This is a genomic window from Achromobacter sp. ACM04, from assembly GCF_014851465.1.
Taxonomy (GTDB): Bacteria; Pseudomonadota; Gammaproteobacteria; order Burkholderiales; family Burkholderiaceae_B; genus Achromobacter; species Achromobacter aegrifaciens.
In genome coordinates this window covers 518,682-533,914 of sequence record NZ_JACUZS010000003.1, presented here as the reverse complement: position 1 = coordinate 533,914, position 15,233 = coordinate 518,682, and the positions used below count along the sequence as shown (strand labels likewise).

15 protein-coding genes are annotated in these 15,233 nt (G+C 66.9%); 6 read left to right on the top strand and 9 right to left on the bottom strand.

All coding sequences use genetic code 11. The features are described from left to right. Positions 1 to 245 precede the first annotated feature (245 nt). Genes IB259_RS18855 through IB259_RS18840 form a run of 4 tightly spaced genes read left to right on the top strand, consistent with a single transcriptional unit; the run spans position 246 to position 3,373 of the window. Positions 246 to 884 (top strand): GntR family transcriptional regulator, encoded by a 639-nt coding sequence (locus IB259_RS18855; RefSeq protein WP_054450430.1) that lies wholly within the window; start codon positions 246 to 248, stop codon positions 882 to 884. Position 885: 1 nt separating this feature from the next. After that, positions 886 to 1,383: an ureidoglycolate lyase gene (locus IB259_RS18850; protein ID WP_225588993.1), complete on the top strand. Its 498-nt coding sequence runs from the start codon at positions 886 to 888 to the stop codon at positions 1,381 to 1,383. A 24-nt stretch (positions 1,384 to 1,407) separates the two neighbouring features. After that, the gene (locus IB259_RS18845; RefSeq protein WP_125473040.1) at positions 1,408 to 2,334 is read left to right on the top strand and encodes an allantoinase PuuE; all 927 of its coding nucleotides are present in this window, start codon (positions 1,408 to 1,410) and stop codon (positions 2,332 to 2,334) included. Between the two features lie 43 nt (positions 2,335 to 2,377). Continuing rightward, positions 2,378 to 3,373 (top strand): tripartite tricarboxylate transporter substrate binding protein, encoded by a 996-nt coding sequence (locus tag IB259_RS18840; protein WP_119449042.1) that lies wholly within the window; start codon positions 2,378 to 2,380, stop codon positions 3,371 to 3,373. Positions 3,374 to 3,418: 45 nt separating this feature from the next. Here the strand turns inward: IB259_RS18840 and IB259_RS18835 are convergent, their stop codons facing one another. From IB259_RS18835 to IB259_RS18805, 7 genes are all read right to left on the bottom strand, one after another. Further along, entirely contained in the window at positions 3,419 to 4,978 is a 1,560-nt protein-coding gene (locus IB259_RS18835) for an ABC transporter substrate-binding protein (RefSeq protein ID WP_082400659.1), read from the bottom strand. Positions 4,979 to 5,164: 186 nt separating this feature from the next. After that, the gene (locus tag IB259_RS18830; RefSeq protein WP_054450425.1) at positions 5,165 to 5,785 is read right to left on the bottom strand and encodes a GntR family transcriptional regulator; all 621 of its coding nucleotides are present in this window, start codon (positions 5,783 to 5,785) and stop codon (positions 5,165 to 5,167) included. Between the two features lie 91 nt (positions 5,786 to 5,876). Further along, entirely contained in the window at positions 5,877 to 7,532 is a 1,656-nt protein-coding gene (locus tag IB259_RS18825) for an ABC transporter ATP-binding protein (RefSeq protein ID WP_192329894.1), read from the bottom strand. Then, complete coding sequence (locus tag IB259_RS18820; RefSeq protein ID WP_175159619.1) at positions 7,532 to 8,350, bottom strand: ABC transporter permease; 819 nt, start codon at positions 8,348 to 8,350, stop codon at positions 7,532 to 7,534. The genes IB259_RS18825 and IB259_RS18820 overlap by 1 nt, the downstream gene beginning before the upstream one ends. Continuing rightward, positions 8,347 to 9,291 carry an ABC transporter permease gene (locus tag IB259_RS18815; protein ID WP_054450419.1) on the bottom strand — a complete coding sequence of 315 codons (945 nt, stop codon included), beginning with the start codon at positions 9,289 to 9,291 and terminating at the stop codon, positions 8,347 to 8,349. The genes IB259_RS18820 and IB259_RS18815 overlap by 4 nt, the downstream gene beginning before the upstream one ends. A 61-nt stretch (positions 9,292 to 9,352) precedes the next feature. Then, positions 9,353 to 10,222: a hydrolase gene (locus IB259_RS18810; protein WP_054450417.1), complete on the bottom strand. Its 870-nt coding sequence runs from the start codon at positions 10,220 to 10,222 to the stop codon at positions 9,353 to 9,355. Between the two features lie 206 nt (positions 10,223 to 10,428). Next, positions 10,429 to 11,346 carry a DUF808 domain-containing protein gene (locus IB259_RS18805; protein WP_175159617.1) on the bottom strand — a complete coding sequence of 306 codons (918 nt, stop codon included), beginning with the start codon at positions 11,344 to 11,346 and terminating at the stop codon, positions 10,429 to 10,431. 171 nt (positions 11,347 to 11,517) lie between these two features. Between IB259_RS18805 and IB259_RS18800 the strand changes: the two genes are divergently transcribed. After that, complete coding sequence (locus IB259_RS18800; protein ID WP_119449037.1) at positions 11,518 to 11,826, top strand: DUF1272 domain-containing protein; 309 nt, start codon at positions 11,518 to 11,520, stop codon at positions 11,824 to 11,826. A 25-nt stretch (positions 11,827 to 11,851) separates the two neighbouring features. Here IB259_RS18800 and ytfE read toward each other — a convergent pair whose 3' ends face one another. After that, positions 11,852 to 12,532 (bottom strand): iron-sulfur cluster repair protein YtfE, encoded by a 681-nt coding sequence (gene ytfE / locus IB259_RS18795; RefSeq protein WP_054450410.1) that lies wholly within the window; start codon positions 12,530 to 12,532, stop codon positions 11,852 to 11,854. Positions 12,533 to 12,684: 152 nt separating this feature from the next. Here ytfE and norR point away from each other — a divergent pair, with 152 nt between their 5' ends. After that, positions 12,685 to 14,208, top strand: coding sequence for a nitric oxide reductase transcriptional regulator NorR (gene norR, locus IB259_RS18790; RefSeq protein WP_054450408.1), 1,524 nt, complete (start codon positions 12,685 to 12,687; stop codon positions 14,206 to 14,208). A gap of 51 nt (positions 14,209 to 14,259) precedes the next feature. On the opposite strand, the gene IB259_RS18785 is transcribed toward norR, so the two are convergent. Then, positions 14,260 to 15,228 (bottom strand): tripartite tricarboxylate transporter substrate binding protein, encoded by a 969-nt coding sequence (locus IB259_RS18785; protein WP_054450406.1) that lies wholly within the window; start codon positions 15,226 to 15,228, stop codon positions 14,260 to 14,262. Positions 15,229 to 15,233 lie beyond the last annotated feature (5 nt).

The following is a 15,233-nucleotide window of genomic DNA, read 5'->3' as shown; positions in this document are numbered from 1 at the left end:
CGTGGGACTTGTTTTTTCTCTCCTTGCGGTTTTCTCCCCCCGCACCTTCCTTTCCGTTTTTCCTCCGCTTTCCCTCTGCCTTCCCTTTTCTCGCCACTCTGATTGCCTGGCTGTATCCGGTCAGGCCTATTAGGGATACTACTGGTATCTCTTTGGGATACCAGTGGGGTACCTTCTCGTCCATTGCGCCGGACGGCAACTCGGAGTCTCTGCCGTCCGCGCCTTTTTCTTACGCTGCAATACACATGAACGCTACGCAACGCACCTATCAAACCCTGCTGGACCAGATCGTTTCGCGCCGGATTCCGGCGGGGGAAGTGTTGGAGGAACGCCGACTGGCGGATGAGCTGGAGGTGTCGCGCACGCCTTTGCGCGCGGCCATGAACCGGTTGTTGGGCGAAGGGATGCTGGAGCGGCTGTCCAACGGGTCCATCGTGGTGCGCTCGTTTGGCGTGACGGACCTGCTGGAGCTGCTGCAGATCCGCAGCCTGCTGGAGAGCGAAGCCGCGGCGATGGCGACCGGGCGGATTCCGGCGGAGCCGTTGGAAGGGCTGCGGGCGCGGCTGCAGGCTTTGCTGGATGCGAAGACGCCGGACGAGAAGTCGGATTGGGAGGTCGATAACGCGCTGCACGATCTGGTGGCGGCGTATTGCGGCAACCGGAATCTGGCGACGATGATCACGGCGACGCGGCGGCAGGTGCGGATGTGCGATGTGGAGCGGCTGCCGCAGCGGCAGGTGCAGGCGCGGGAAGAACATCTGGCGATTGTGGAAGCGCTACTGTCGGGGGAATCGACCCGGGCGCGTCAGGCGATGGCGGCGCATCTGGAGAACGTGCGGCGCAGCTACGTGAATTCGCTGGGGTATCTGAGCCATGGCGCGTGACATGGATGTCTCCCCGCTCGTGATCCGCCCGCGGCCGCTCACGCCGGAGGCCTTCGCGCCTTATGGCGAAGTGATCGCGCACCAGGGCGCGGAGCGCCGTCACCATCTGACCGAGCCCATGCGGCACAGCCCCGAAGTTGTGCGGCACGCCAGCTGGGTCAGCCGGGTGCAGGCGGCGCCGCCCGGGCCGGTGGAGATCCGGCTGATGGAGCGCCACCGCTATGCGGCGCAGAGTTTCGTGCCGCTGACGGACTCGCCCTATCTGGTGGTGGTGGCGCCTACCGGGGCCGACGACCTGCCCGACATGGCGCGGCTGGAAGCGTTTCTCGCAACCGGCAGCCAGGGCGTGTGCTACCGCGTGGGCGCCTGGCATCACGGCCTGACCGTGCTGCGGGGGCCGGCGGAGTTCCTGGTCCTGATGGGCCAGACCGGCCGCGGCGATGACGACGAGTTCTGGCAGGCTCCGGCTCCGCACGCCCTGGTTTCGATTTCCGATTGACTCTATCCCGATGGCTAGCCCGCTATGACTACCGATCATCCCCACTTGCGCCGCGATTTCGTCGGCTACGGCGCCAACCCGCCCGATCCCCGTTGGCCGGGCGGCGCGCGCCTGGCGTTGAATCTCTGCATCAACTACGAGGAAGGCGGCGAGCCTTCGGTGCCGGACGGCGACGCTGAATCCGAAACCGGACTGACCGAGGGCGGCGCGGGCGGCTTCGCCGGGCGCGACCTGGCGGCAGAGTCGATGTTCGAGTATGGCAGCCGGATCGGCTTCTGGCGCGTGCACCGGCTGCTGCAGGAGCGCGGCATGGCGGCCACGATACTGGGCTGCGGCCTGGCGCTGGAACGCAATCCGGAAGTCTGCGAGGCCATCAAGGCGGCGGGCTATGACGTGTGCGCGCACGGCTGGCGCTGGGAACGGCACCAGAACCTGACGCTGGAAGAGGAACGCGAGCGCATCCGCCGCACCGTGGAATCGATCACCCGCACGGTGGGCTCGCGGCCGCTGGGCTGGTATTGCCGCTACGGCCCCAGCCTGAACACCCGCGCCCTGCTGGCCGAGGAAGGCGGATTTCTCTACGACTCCGACACCTACAACGACGAGCTGCCCTACTGGACCGAAGTTGCCGGCAAGCCTCATCTGCTGGTGCCCTACGGCCTGGCCAACAACGACGCCAAGTTCATCCGCGGCGGCATGGCCACGGGGCAGGACCTGTTCGAGTACCTGCGCGACGCGTTCGACATGCTGTACGAGGAAGGCGCCACGGCTCCCAAGATGATGTCCGTGGGGCTGCATCTGCGCCTGGTCGGCCAGCCGGGCCGCGCGGCGGGCCTGGCGCGCTTCCTGGACCACGTGGCGGCGCACGGCGACGTCTGGGTCTGCCGGCGCGCCGACATCGCGCGCCACTGGCATGCGCACCATCCGGCCGCCCAGGGCGCCGCGCGCTGATTCATTTTCTGCATCGCCCACGTTTTCTCATCAGGAGAGCAGCATGTCGAAGTACCAGAAAATCAATCGCCGCGGCCTGCTGGCCACGGCCCTGGCCGGGTTGCTGGCGCTGGGCCTGAGCCCGGCGGCGCAAGCCGAGGCCTATCCCAGCAAACCGATCCGCATCGTCGTGCCCTTCCCGCCCGGCGGCGCGGCCGACACCCTGGCGCGTGCGCTGTCGCAGCAGTTGAACGACACGCTGGGCAAGCAGGTCATCGTGGAAAACCGCGCCGGCGCGGGCGGCACCATCGGCACCAATGCGGTGGCGCGAGCGGAGCCGGACGGCTACACGCTGCTGCTGGGCAACGTGTCCACGCTGGCCATCGCGCCCAGCCTGTATCCGAACCTGAACTACGACCCGGTCAAGGACTTCACGCCGATCACGCTGGTGGGCAAGAGCCCGCTGGTATTCGCGGTCAATCCGGGCCTGCAGGCGAAGAACCTGCCCGAGCTGATCGCCCTGGCGAACAAGGATCCGGGCAAGCTGACCTTCGGCTCTTCCGGCGCGGGCAGCATCACCCACCTGACCGGCGAAGTACTGAACCTGGCCACGGGCGGGAAACTGGTGCACGTGCCTTACAAGGGCAGCGCGCCCGTGCTGCTGGCGGTGGCCTCGGGCGAGTTGAGCATGGGCGTGACGCAGGTGGTGGAGATGCTGCCGCAGTACAAGGGCGGCCGGGTCGGCGCCGCGGCGGTGACGGGTATCGAGAAGTCGCCCGCCCTGCCCGAAGTCACGACCGCCGCATCGCAAGGCGTGAAGGGACTGGAAGCCACCACTTGGTACAGCCTGATGGCGCCCGCCGGCGTGCCGGCGGAAGTGGTGCAGCGCCTGCAACCGGCGCTGGAGAAGGTGCTGACCAACGCCGAGCTGCGCAAGCGTTTTGCCGACGAGGGCCTGATCCTGGCGCCGTCCACGCAGGCCGAGCTGAGTGCGTTCCTGGGCAATGAAGTGCGCGATTGGGCCGCGGTGATCAAGCAGGCGGGCGTGAAGCTCGACTAGCGATTCAGGCCGGGCCGCACTCGCGGCCCGGCGCCGTCAAGCGTCTTACTTGCCGTCGCGGACCTTGGTTTCCCAGGCCCGCGGCTTGCCTTCCCAGACCGAGAATCCTTCCACGCGCTTGCTGGATGCCCATGCATCCGCGCCGTTGTACAGCATCAGCATGGGGGTCTGTTCCAGCATCAGGGCGTGCAGCTGGTCGAACAGCGCCTGGCGCCTGGCCGGATCGGATTCGAGAAAGCTCTCATCGATCAGCTTCTGCGCCGCCGGGTCATCCCAGACCTTGCGCGGCTGCTTGGCCTTGTCGCCCGAAAATTGCTCGAAGCTCAGCGACGGATCCAGGCGCGAAGAGAACGAGAACGAGCTGATCTGGTACTTGCCGGTGTTGTAGCGGTCCAGCTGCGTGGCCCATTCCAGCACCTCGATCTTGGCGTTGATGCCCACCGCCTGCATCATGGCCTGGGCGATCACCGCGACTTGATAGCTCGGTACGTGGGCGCGCTTGTTGGCGTAGATGACCACGGGCTCGCCCTTGTAGCCGGCTTCCTTCAGCAATTGCTGCGCCCGGGCCGGATCGTATTTGTAGCCGCGCTTTTCCGCGTCCTTGTAATAAGCCGACCCCGCGTAGACGGCGGAATTGTTCAGCTGGCCCAGGCCTTCGGAGGCGGCGGCCACGACCTGCGGAATATCCAGCGAGGCGGCGATGGCCTGGCGGATCTTCACATTCTTCAGGACCGGATCCTCGGTCTGGAACAGCAGCACGTGCTTGACCGCGTCATGTGGGCTGAACACCGTCAGGTTCTTGGCGTTCTTCAGTTCGCCCACGTCGGTGTTGGTGATCTGCGCGGCGTCGATCGCGCCCGACAGCAGGCCTGCCTTCGAAGTGGAAGGATCCGGCACCACCAGGAACTTGACCTCGTCGGCCAGCGGACGCTTGGACCCCACGTAGCCGTCCGGTTTGTCGCCGGCGGGCGAGACGTAGTCCTTGTAGGCCGTCAGCAAGGTGTATTCGCCGCGCTTCCAGTCCTTGAACATGTAGGGGCCGGTGCCCACCGGCTTGATCCAGGAACCGTCGGCCGCGACCGAATCCTTGGAGATGATGGCGGTCATGCCGCAATCGGTGCGGGCCAGCGAATCCAGGAACACGGCCGACTTTCGGTCCACCTTCATCACCACGGTCTGCGCGTCGGGCGCGGACACGTCCGTCACTTTCAGGCCGTTGCGGCCGTCGAAGTCGCTGCGGCAGCGCCAGTCCGTCTTGGGATCCATGTAGCGCTGCCAGCTCCAGATCACGTCGGCCGAGGTCAGCGCGGCGCCGTTGTGAAACTTGACGCCGTCGCGCAGCTTGAAGGTGTAGGTCAGGCCGTCTTCCGACAGGTCCACCGACTTCGCCAGCAGAGGGCCCACAGTGCCGTTCTCGCGGTAGCCGACCAGACCTTCCACGATGTTGAGCACCACGCCGTCGGTGGTGTTGTCGCGGTTGACGCCGGGGTTGGTCGAGCGGATGTCGGCGGGCTGGGCGATGGTCAGCAGCGCGGCCTGGGCCGAACCGGCGGCGGCCAGCGCCAGGCTGAGCGCGAGCGCTCTAGGTACGAAAACGTGGTGCATGCAAAAACTCCCCGGCGTGCGGCGCAAAATTCACGCATATATTGGCGCCAAAATTAGCTGCCCATTATGAGCGGAATGCGCCGCTCCGCTATCGGGGGTATCCCTGAAGACGCCGCCGGAATGAAAAACGGCGGCCTTCTTTCCGAAGGCCGCCGCATGCGTGCAGCGCGGGACACGCTGGCAGCGTCAGGAGATGTCCTGCCCCACGTGCTGGGCAATGATTTTTTGCAGACGCTTGACGTCGCGGGCTTCCAGCGCGTCCACCATGTCGAAATGCTCGCGCGCGGAGATCTCGATGCGCGAACGCGTCACCCATTCCTTGGCTGGCGCCGCCGGGCCGCGGGCGCGCGTTTCGTGGATCAGCGCGACCAGTTCGCGATTGCGGCACATGTCGTACATGCCCGCGTGGAAAGCCAGGTTGACCTCGTACTGTTCCAGCAGCGTGCCGTCCTGCAACAGCTTGGCGAAGCGTTCGGCCAGGGTGCGCAGTGCCTTGACTTTGCCCGCGGTGACGTTGGGCATCAGGTCCGCCGCCGCGCCCGTTTCCAGCAGGATGCGGATGTCGCGGATCTGCAGATGCTGGTCCGGATCCATGGCATAGACGTGATAGCCCCGGTTCGGGATGTGCGCGATCAGCCGCTTGGCGGCCAATTGGTCTAGCGCCCGCCGGACGTCCAGACGCTTGGCGTCGTAGCGTTCCTGCAGGTCGATCTGTTTCAGCCAGGCGCCGGGACCGTAAACGCCCGCCTGTATATCGTGGGCGATGCGATCAACCAGGCCGGGTTGCGCCGTTGCCGCTTTCGGCATGGACCACTCCCGTCTATCAAATCCGAAGCGCGTATTTTATGCGTAAGTATCCCTGGGGGACGGCGCCGTCGCCCCCTGGGATACCCGGCCCTCAGGCGCTGGCCCGCAACGGCTCCTGTTGGTCCAGCCGCCAGCGCAGGCGCACGCCGCCGGTATCGGTGGATTCCAGCGCCGGAATCGCCGACAGCAGGCTGCGGGTGTATTCCTCTTGCGGCTGGTCGAACACGGCGTCGCGCGAGCCCTGCTCGACGATGCCGCCGTCGCGCATCACCACCACGCGGTCGGCCACCTGCTCCACCACGCCCAGGTCGTGGCTGATGAACAGGCAGGAAAAGCCGTGGCGTTCCTGCAGGTCGGCAAACAGGTCCAGCACCTGCGCGCGCACGGTCACGTCCAGCGCGGACACCGGCTCATCGGCGATGACGAAGGCCGGACGGCGCACGATGGCGCGGGCGATCGCCACGCGCTGGCGCTGCCCGCCCGACATCTCGTGCGGATAGCGCTTGGCGTACTCGGAGCCCAGGCCCACTTCGGCCAGCACTTCGTCCACCCGGCGTCGCTTTTCCGCCGCGGGCATGTCGTCCAGCATGCGCAGGCCCTCGCCCACCAGTTGGCCGATGGTCATGCGCGGGTCCAGCGAGGAATACGGATCCTGGAACACCATCTGGCAGTTCAGCCGGTAGTCGCGCCAGGACGCCGACCGACGGTTCACCGGTTGGCCACGGAACAGGATCTGGCCCGAGGTGGGCGCCAGCAGTCCGGCAATGGCCCGGCCCAGCGTGGTCTTGCCCGAACCCGAGCCGCCCACCACCGCCACCACTTCGCGCGGCTTGACATGCAGGTCGATGCCGTTGAGCGCGCGCTTGGCGCCAGTGCGCGAGAACAGTCGCTGGTGGCCGGCGTAATCGACCACCAGGTTCTTGACCTCGACAATGGGCGGCTCCTTGCCCAGTTGGCGCGCCGGCAGCCGGCGCGGCATGGCGTCCAGCAGCTTGCGCGTGTAGGGATGCTGCGGCCGCTCCAGGATGCAGGCGGTGGCGCCGGTCTCCAGCACCTTGCCATGCTGCATCACCACCATGCGCTCGGTGTAGCGCGCGACCATTGGCAGGTCGTGGCTGATCATCAGCACCGCCGTATGGTGTTCGCGGGTCAGGTCCACCATCAGTTCCAGCACGTCGCGCTGCACCACCGCGTCCAGCGCGGTGGTGGGCTCGTCGGCGATCAGCAGCGCTGGCTCCAGCAGCATCACCGATGCCAGCATCATGCGCTGGCGCATGCCGCCGGAGAACTCGTGCGGCCAGGCTTCCATCGCTCCCTTGGGATCGCGGATGCCGACCCGTCGCAGCATTTCCAGGATGCGTTCGCGGCGCGCGGCGGCGGACAGGTCCTTGCGATGCAGGCGCAGGCCCTCATCCAGCTGGCGGCCAATTGGCATGGACGGATTCAGCGAGGTCATCGGCTCCTGGAACACCATGCCGATGCGCGCGCCGCGCAGCTTGCGCAGCGCAGCCGGCGACGCCTGCGTCACGTCCACGCCTTCGAACTTGATGGAGCCGCCAGCCACCACCAACGGCGACGGCGTCAGGCCCATGATGGCGCGCGCGGCCTGCGTCTTGCCGCTGCCGGATTCGCCGACGATGCCGACCATCTCGCCGGGCGCCACCTCGAAGGACACTCCGCTGACGATCTCGCGCCCGCCGGGGCCGACGGTCAGCGACAGATTCGATACCGATACCAATGCGCTCATTACACGCCCCTCATGCGGGGATCGAGGCGGTCACGCACCGCGTCGCCCAGCAGATTGATTCCCAGCAGCGCGAGCGCGATGGCCAGGCCGGGAAGTATGGATAGATAGGAAGCCTGCGCCATGAACGGTCGGGCAGCGGCCAGCATGTTGCCCCAGGTGGGCGCGGGAGGCGGTACGCCCAGGCCCAGGAAGGACAGCGCGCTTTCCGCCAGGATCACCCAGCCGAACATCGAGGTCGCCAGCACCGTCAGCGGCGCCACGCAATTGGGCAGCACATGGCGGAACATGGTGTAAAGCTCGGAGTTGCCCAGCACGCGCGAGGATTCGATGAACTCCTTCTCGCGCAGCGACAGCACCGTGCCGCGCACGATGCGCGTCACCGAGGGCGTGTAGGCCAGGCCCAGCGCCAGGATGATGCCGTATTTGTTGGCGCCCACCACGGCCAGCAGGCCCAGCGCCAGCAGCAGGCCGGGAAAGGCCAGCAAGGCATTGTTGAAGGCCATGATGACGCGGTCGGTCCAGCCTCGCACAAAGCCGGTCAGGGTGCCGATGATCGTGCCCGCGACGATGGCGAAGCTTACCGTCAGCAGGCTGATCCAGACGCTGCTGGAAGCCCCCGCCAGCAGGCGCGACAGCTCGTCGCGGCCGAATTCGTCCGTGCCCAGCAGGAACTCGCCGCCAGGCGGCTTCAGGCGCGCCACGAAGTTGATCTTGAGCGGGTCATGCGGCGTCCAGAAGGCGCCCATGACGGCCGCCACCAGCATCAGCGCCACGATGACGCCGCCCAGTAGCGCGTTGGCTGCAATTCGCTTTTTCATTCGGCGGTCACTCTCGGGTCAAAGAGGGGATAGCAAAGGTCGATGAACAGGTTCACGATCACGTAGACCACGCCCACGAACAGCAGACAGCCCTGGATCACGGGGTAGTCGCGGGCGAAGATGGAGTCCACCAGCAGACGCCCCAGGCCGGGGATGGTGAATACCGTTTCCACCACCGCGATGCCGCCCAGCAGGTTGCCCAGCACCAGGCCGATCAGCGTCCAGGTGGGTCCGAAGGCATTGCGGAACGCGTGGCGCATCAGCACCGCGGATTCCGACAGCCCCTTGGCGCGCGCATGGGTGATGTAGTCCAGCCGCAGCACTTCCAGCGTGCTGGCCCGCGCCATGCGCATCAGCACGCCGATCTCATGCAGGAACAGCGTCAGGATGGGCATGGCCAGGTACAGCAGGCCGGCCTTCCAGTCCTCGCCGATGGACACGTAGCCCACCACTGGCAGCCACTGCAGCTTGAGGCCGAAGAAGATCAGCAGCAGCAAACCCAGCCAGAAGGTCGGAATCGACACCAGCAACGTCGCCGTGCCGACCAGGAACAGGTCAGGCGCCTTGTTCTGCTTCCAGGCGGCGATCATGCCGGCCGGCACCGCCACCAGCGCGGCGAACAGCACCGCCACCACCACCACGCGGCCGCTGATCAGGAAGCGGTCCCACACCAGCGGCAGCACCGGCTGGCCGGTATTGATGGACGACCCCAGGTCGCCGTGCAGCATGTTGCCGAACCAGATGCCGAACTGGGTAAGCCAGGTCTGGTCCAGCCCCAGCCGCTCCCGCAGGTCAGCCAGCGCGGCTGGCGTCGCCAGGTCGCCCAGCAGCAGTTGGGCGGGGTCGCCCGGGATGAGCCGGATCATCACGAATACCGCCACCGCCACGATCAGCAGCGTCGGTATGGCCATGACGATCCGGGATAGCGCGAAACGCAGCATGCCCCTCTCCTATTCCTGGTCGCGGACTCGCGGATGCCCGCAAGCGCCGCGTCCGCCGGTCTCAGTTGTCTTCATGTCGGAGCTTGCGTAGGGCGGAGGCCAGGAAGTCCTGCACCTGGCCCACGCACTTCAAGCCGTCGTGCGGCACGTTTTCCACCACGTCCAGCACCGCGTTCACGCCTTGCGCTTCGAACGAACGGCGCAGCGACTCCAGGCGCTCCGGGCGGGTATTGCCGGCCGAGTTGGCGCCGGGCATGAAGAACTTTCCGCCTTCGCGGTGAGTGATTTCCCAGGTTTCCAGGTCGGCCTTGCCCACGATCATGTGGACCGCCACCTGCTTGAGCGCTTCGATGTCGATGCGCTTGCCGAAACGGGTCTCGGCATCGCGCACGCCCACCCACCAATCCTGGCTGGGATCCAGCAGCGTGACCGAGCCCGGCGCGCCGATCGACACGGCCCACAGGCTTTCCGGGTGCAGGTAGGCGAATCGATTCACGAACTGGCCGCCGCCCGAATAGCCGAACAGGCCGAACTTCTTGAAGTCGCAGCCGAACTTCTCGCCCACTTCCGCCACCATGTCCAGCAGGATCTCGTCGTAGCGGATGTTGCCTTCGCGCAATTGCTTGAAGCCGTCGCGATTGCCGTCGCCCAGCGGGCTCACGGGGAACAGCGGGCACAGCACGATGCAGTCGTTCCAGCGGGCGAACTCGGCGAACGCGTCGCGGTATTCCACGAAGGCGCGGCCGGTGCCGTGCATGATCACCACCAGCTGCATCGGATGCCTGGCGCTGTCGATGTGCGGCGGGACATAGGTGCAATAGGAAAAGCGCGGATCGGAGCGGGCGGCGAAGACGGTGCTGTGGCCCAGGTCGTACATGGCCCGCGCGCGGGCGGCGTCGGGCTGGATGGCAAGTGCTGCGTTGGACTGCATGATTTCCTCGTTTCCATGGCCGCGGAGGCCGATGGTCTGTGCCGGTGGTCAAAATAATGATCACATAAATTGGCGCCAATTTTAGGCGCACGTATTCCGGCCCAACAAGGCAGGGGATTCCCTAGGAACATAAAAAAGGGAGCGCCGCGGCGCTCCCCTGGATGGCTCGAGGCGCGTCCCGCCGGGCGGGACGACGCCTGCCCGCTTCAACCTTTCTTGAACAACCGCTTGGCGAGGCTGACCGCCCCCAGCACCACGGCTCCGGCCACGATGCCGAACAAGGCGTTGAGCAAGGTGGCCGTAAGCGCCTGCACCACCCCGCCCCCGCCGACCGCGGCGGCGGCCTGATCGACCGCGGCCTGCACCGGCGGGATGCCGTGAGTCAGGATGGCGCCGCCCACCATGAACATGGCGGCGGTGCCAACCACCGACAGCGTCTTCATCAGATAGGGCGCCGCGCCCACGATGCGCCGGCCCAGCCAGGCCATGGCCTGGGACGACTTCTGGCTGAGGTAGAGGCCCAGGTCGTCGAGCTTGACGATGCCGGCCACCAGGCCGTAGACCCCGACCGTCATCGCGATGGCGATGACCGACAGCACCAGCACCTGACGGGTGAAGTCCGCATCCGCCACCGCCCCCAGGCTGATGACGATGATTTCCGCCGACAGGATGAAGTCCGTGCGTATTGCGCCTTTGATCTTGTCGCGCTCGAACGCCACCATATCGACCGAGTCGTCCTGCAGGGCTTCGGCCCGCGCGGCGTGATTGCCTTCGTCCGAATCGCCGTGCGGCAGGAACTTGTGCGCCAGCTTCTCCACGCCTTCGTAGCAGAGAAAGGCCCCGCCCACCATCAGCAGGGGCGTCACGGCCCAGGGCGCGAAGGCGCTGATCAGCAGCGCCGCCGGCACCAGGATCAGCTTGTTGATGAAGGAGCCCTTGGCCACCGCCCAGACGACCGGCAGTTCCCGGTTGACCGGCACGCCCGTGACCTGCTGGGCGTTCAATGCCAGGTCGTCGCCCAGCACCCCGGCCGTCTTCTTGGCCGCGACCTTGGTCATCACGGACACGTCGTCCAGGATGGTCGCGATATCGTCGAACAGTGCAAAGAAGCTGCTTCCAGCCATCAAGAATCCCCTGTGCCTCGAAAGGATTTTCGAGTGTACAGGCGGCAGCCGCCCGCCAAGCGTAACCAGCCTGGCCGTTTTCACTTCTTTTCTGTCCGTAATGCCAATGGCGCCGCCGGCCATCCCGGCCTACCCTGGCGCCAGAACCCGACACTCGCCCCAGGAGGCCACATGCTTGCCTTGCGACCCAGCTGCGAACACTGCGATGCGGCGCTGCCGCCAGACTCCACCGCCGCCCGGATATGCAGCTTTGAATGCACCTTCTGCGCTGCCTGCGCCGAAGGATTGCTGGGCAATGTCTGCCCCAATTGCGGCGGCGGCTTCGCGTCCCGGCCCGTGCGCCCGGCCAGCGACCGCAAAGGCGGGAATTTCCTGGGCAAGTACCCAGCCAGCGCCGAGCGCAAGCACCGCCCGGTCGATCTGGCCGCGCACGAGGCCCTGCGGCGCAGCCTGGACGGCATTCCGCCGGAACGCCGCTAGCTGTTGCGGCGCCCGGACGCGGACACTAGCTGCGCGCGTGCGCCGCCGGACTGGCCGCGTTCTCGAACAGGATGTTGTTTTCCAGGTGGATGTGCGCCATCAGGTCTTCCTTGAAGGTGCGCAACCCCAGGTACAGCGCCCGCCAGGTGTTGCAGGCGGCGCGCGGCAGCGTGATGTCGTGGGTCAGCGCCAGCAGCCGTTCCAGCGCCACGCCGTGGTCGTCGTGCTCGGCGCGCATGACCATGATGGGCATGCCGGCCATGGCGCCATGGCCGCGCGCCAGCATCGGGAACAGCACCTGTTCCTCCTTCTGCATATGGCTTTCCAGTTCCTGCTGCATCACGCGCAGGTGATCGGCCAGGCCGGTCGGGCAGTCCGGGCTGTCGGCATGCACCTGCTCCACCTTCAGCGCCAGCCGGATCAGCTCGGGCAGTTGCTGGCGATGCACCTCGTGGTAGCGCGCCAGGATGTGATCGACCAGTTCGGCCGGCGAGGCCAGCCCCCAATCCGTCTCGTGGGACGGGCTGCGCGCCAGCTCCATCAGGCGCGCCTCGATCTGCGCCGCGTCCAGCGAGCGCTGGGCCGCCGCCTCGGCCAGGCTCTTCTTGCCGCCACAGCAGAAGTCCAGCTGGTACTCATGAAACACCTGCGTGGCGCCAGGGATGCTGCGGGCCAACTGCCCCAGGGATTGCTCAACCATGCTCATCGCGTCTCTCCATAGTTCGTGACGGGTACAGAAAGCAATGCGAAATCCGTGCCAGGAAAAACTTGCTATTTATCAATGAACTGCAAATTAAAGGGTGAATATCACCCTGCAAACGTGAGGTTTAAACCACCCCGAACGGTAAAATTCACCCCATGCAAAACCTCCTGCTTGCCGATCTGGTCGCCGACCTGCCCCCCGCCGTCCGCCTGCAGCGGCTGGTGTCCAGCCTGCGCACGCATTTCCGTTGCGGCGCGGTGGCGCTGCTGCAACTGGAGGAAGACCATCTGCGCCCCATCGCGGTGGACGGCCTGACGCAAGATGCCCTGGGCCGCCGCTTCGCCGTGCAGCAGCACCCGCGGCTGGCGGCCATCCTGGCGCGGCGCGGCGTCACCTGTTTCCACCACGACAGCACCCTGCCCGATCCCTATGACGGCCTGATCAACGGCATGGCCGGGGAACCGCTGCCGGTGCACGACTGCATGGGCACCAGCCTGCACATCGAGGGCCGCCCCTGGGGTGTGCTGACGCTGGACGCGCTGGAAGTCGGCACTTTCGACGCCGAGGCCCAGTCGGACTTGCGCGACTACATCGTGCTGCTGGAAGCCGCCTTGCGCACCACGCGCCTGGAAGCGGAAATCCGCGCGCTGCGCGTGGCGCGCGGCGCCGAACCGGCCGACAGCGCCGTCGCCGACAACAACGAGATCCTGGGACAAAGCGAAGCCATCGGCCGACTGCTGCATGAGATCCAGGTGGTGGCGGACTCGGAGCTGCCCATCCTGCTTCTAGGCGAGACTGGCGTCGGCAAGGAACTGTTCGCGCATCGCGTGCACCGGCTCTCCCGCCGTCGCGACAAGCCGCTGGTGCACGTGAATTGCGCGGCCCTGCCCGAATCGCTGGCCGAGAGCGAACTGTTCGGCCACGCCAAGGGCGCCTTCTCGGGCGCCGTGGCCGACCGCCCCGGCCGCTTCGAGGCCGCCAACGGCGGCACGCTGTTCCTGGACGAAGTGGGCGAACTGCCGCTGCTGGTGCAAGCCAAGCTGCTGCGCACCTTGCAGAACGGCGAAATCCAGCGCCTGGGCGACGACCGTCCGCGCCGCGTCGACGTGCGCATCCTGGCTGCCACCAACCGCAGCCTGCGCGACTTGGTGCGCGCCGGTGATTTCCGCGCCGACCTCTATCACCGGCTGTCGGTCTATCCCATCCCCATTCCGCCGCTGCGCGACCGCGGCAATGACGTGCTGCTGCTGGCGGGCCGCTACCTGGAACTGAACCGCGCGCGGCTGGGCCTGCGCAGCCTGCGGCTGTCGCCCGAGGCCGAGGACATGCTGCGCCGCTACCGCTGGCCCGGCAATGTGCGCGAACTTGAGCACGTCATCAGCCGCGCCGCGATCAAGGCCGTCAGCCACGGCGCCACGCGCAATGAAATCGTGACGCTGGGCGCCAAGCTGCTGGACCTGTCCGACGGCGACATGCCGCTGGCCGCGCCGCAGGAGGATGCCGACGCGCCCGCCGGTCCAGGCCAGACGCTGCGCGAGGCGGTGGACGCCTGCCAGCGCCAGGCCATCCGCCGGGCGCTGGAAACGCACCAGGGCAACTGGGCCCATGCGGCGCGCGCGCTGGGCGTGGACTCCAGCAATCTGCACAAGCTGGCGCGACGCATCGGGCTGAAGGGCTGAGGCGCGGCGTGGGGCGCCGGCAGCCCCCGCAGCCCTGCCCATGCCAGGCCGCTATTCGATCTTTATGCCGGTGTCCTGTATCAGCTTGCCCCAACGCTGCGATTCGGCCTGCACGCGCTGTTGAAATTCCTCCGGCGAGCTGGACACGATGTTGAAGCCGCCCTGCTCCATGCTGTCTTTGACCTGCGGGGTCGCCAGCGTGTCGCGCAGCGCCTGCTGCACACGCTTGCGCACCTCGGGCGGCAGGCCCGCCGGCGCCAGCATGCCAACCCAGGAATAGGCTTCGAAGCCGGGCACCAGCGTGGCGATGGGCGGCACGTCCGGCAGCGCGGGCGCGGGCTGCGCCGTGCCGATGGCCAGCGCGTTCAGGCGCCCGCCCTGCACGAAGCCAACGATGGTCGGCAGGCTGGCGATGACCACGTCCACCTCGCCGCCCAGCACCGCGTTGAACATCGGGCCGCCCCCGCGATAAGGCACGTGCGTCACCTTGATGCCCGTGCGCGCCGCCAGGGCGGCCAGGTTCAGGTGATTGGAGCCGCCCACGCCTGAAGAACCGTAGTTCACCTGCCCCGGATGCGCGCGCGCATAGTCCAGGAACTGCTGCAGGGTGGTGATGCCGGTCTTCTTGGCCGTCAGCAGCACTGCGGGCATGGTGCCGATCAGGCTGATGTAGTCGAAGGACTTGATCGTGTCGTACGACAGATTCTTGTACAGCGAACCGTTAACCGCGTGCGAGTCGAAAGCCAGCATCAGCGTGTAGCCGTCGGCCGGCGCGCGCGCCAGCTCGGCGGTGCCGATGGTGCCGGACGCGCCGCCCTTGTTGTCCACCACCACGGTCTGGCCCAGCTTCTGCGACAACACGGGCGCGATGTTGCGCGCCACGTAATCCACCGAACCGCCAGGCGGAAACGGCACGATCAGCCGCACCGGCCTGTCCGGATACCCCTGTCCCCATGCCGCGCCAGCGGTGGCGCAAAGCGCCGCCGCAGCGATGACGGAACGCCATCGTTGCTTCATCATGCCCA

Bases quoted from the DNA above. Each gene is read 5' to 3' on its own strand.
- IB259_RS18855 (WP_054450430.1), top strand. From the start codon at position 246: ATGAACGCTACGCAACGCACCTATCAAACCCTGCTGGACCAGATCGTT.
- IB259_RS18850 (WP_225588993.1), top strand. From the start codon at position 886: ATGGATGTCTCCCCGCTCGTGATCCGCCCGCGGCCGCTCACGCCGGAG.
- IB259_RS18845 (WP_125473040.1), top strand. From the start codon at position 1,408: ATGACTACCGATCATCCCCACTTGCGCCGCGATTTCGTCGGCTACGGC.
- IB259_RS18840 (WP_119449042.1), top strand. From the start codon at position 2,378: ATGTCGAAGTACCAGAAAATCAATCGCCGCGGCCTGCTGGCCACGGCC.
- IB259_RS18835 (WP_082400659.1), bottom strand. From the start codon at position 4,978: ATGCACCACGTTTTCGTACCTAGAGCGCTCGCGCTCAGCCTGGCGCTG.
- IB259_RS18830 (WP_054450425.1), bottom strand. From the start codon at position 5,785: ATGCCGAAAGCGGCAACGGCGCAACCCGGCCTGGTTGATCGCATCGCC.
- IB259_RS18825 (WP_192329894.1), bottom strand. From the start codon at position 7,532: ATGAGCGCATTGGTATCGGTATCGAATCTGTCGCTGACCGTCGGCCCC.
- IB259_RS18820 (WP_175159619.1), bottom strand. From the start codon at position 8,350: ATGAAAAAGCGAATTGCAGCCAACGCGCTACTGGGCGGCGTCATCGTG.
- IB259_RS18815 (WP_054450419.1), bottom strand. From the start codon at position 9,291: ATGCTGCGTTTCGCGCTATCCCGGATCGTCATGGCCATACCGACGCTG.
- IB259_RS18810 (WP_054450417.1), bottom strand. From the start codon at position 10,222: ATGCAGTCCAACGCAGCACTTGCCATCCAGCCCGACGCCGCCCGCGCG.
- IB259_RS18805 (WP_175159617.1), bottom strand. From the start codon at position 11,346: ATGGCTGGAAGCAGCTTCTTTGCACTGTTCGACGATATCGCGACCATC.
- IB259_RS18800 (WP_119449037.1), top strand. From the start codon at position 11,518: ATGCTTGCCTTGCGACCCAGCTGCGAACACTGCGATGCGGCGCTGCCG.
- ytfE (WP_054450410.1), bottom strand. From the start codon at position 12,532: ATGAGCATGGTTGAGCAATCCCTGGGGCAGTTGGCCCGCAGCATCCCT.
- norR (WP_054450408.1), top strand. From the start codon at position 12,685: ATGCAAAACCTCCTGCTTGCCGATCTGGTCGCCGACCTGCCCCCCGCC.
- IB259_RS18785 (WP_054450406.1), bottom strand. From the start codon at position 15,228: ATGATGAAGCAACGATGGCGTTCCGTCATCGCTGCGGCGGCGCTTTGC.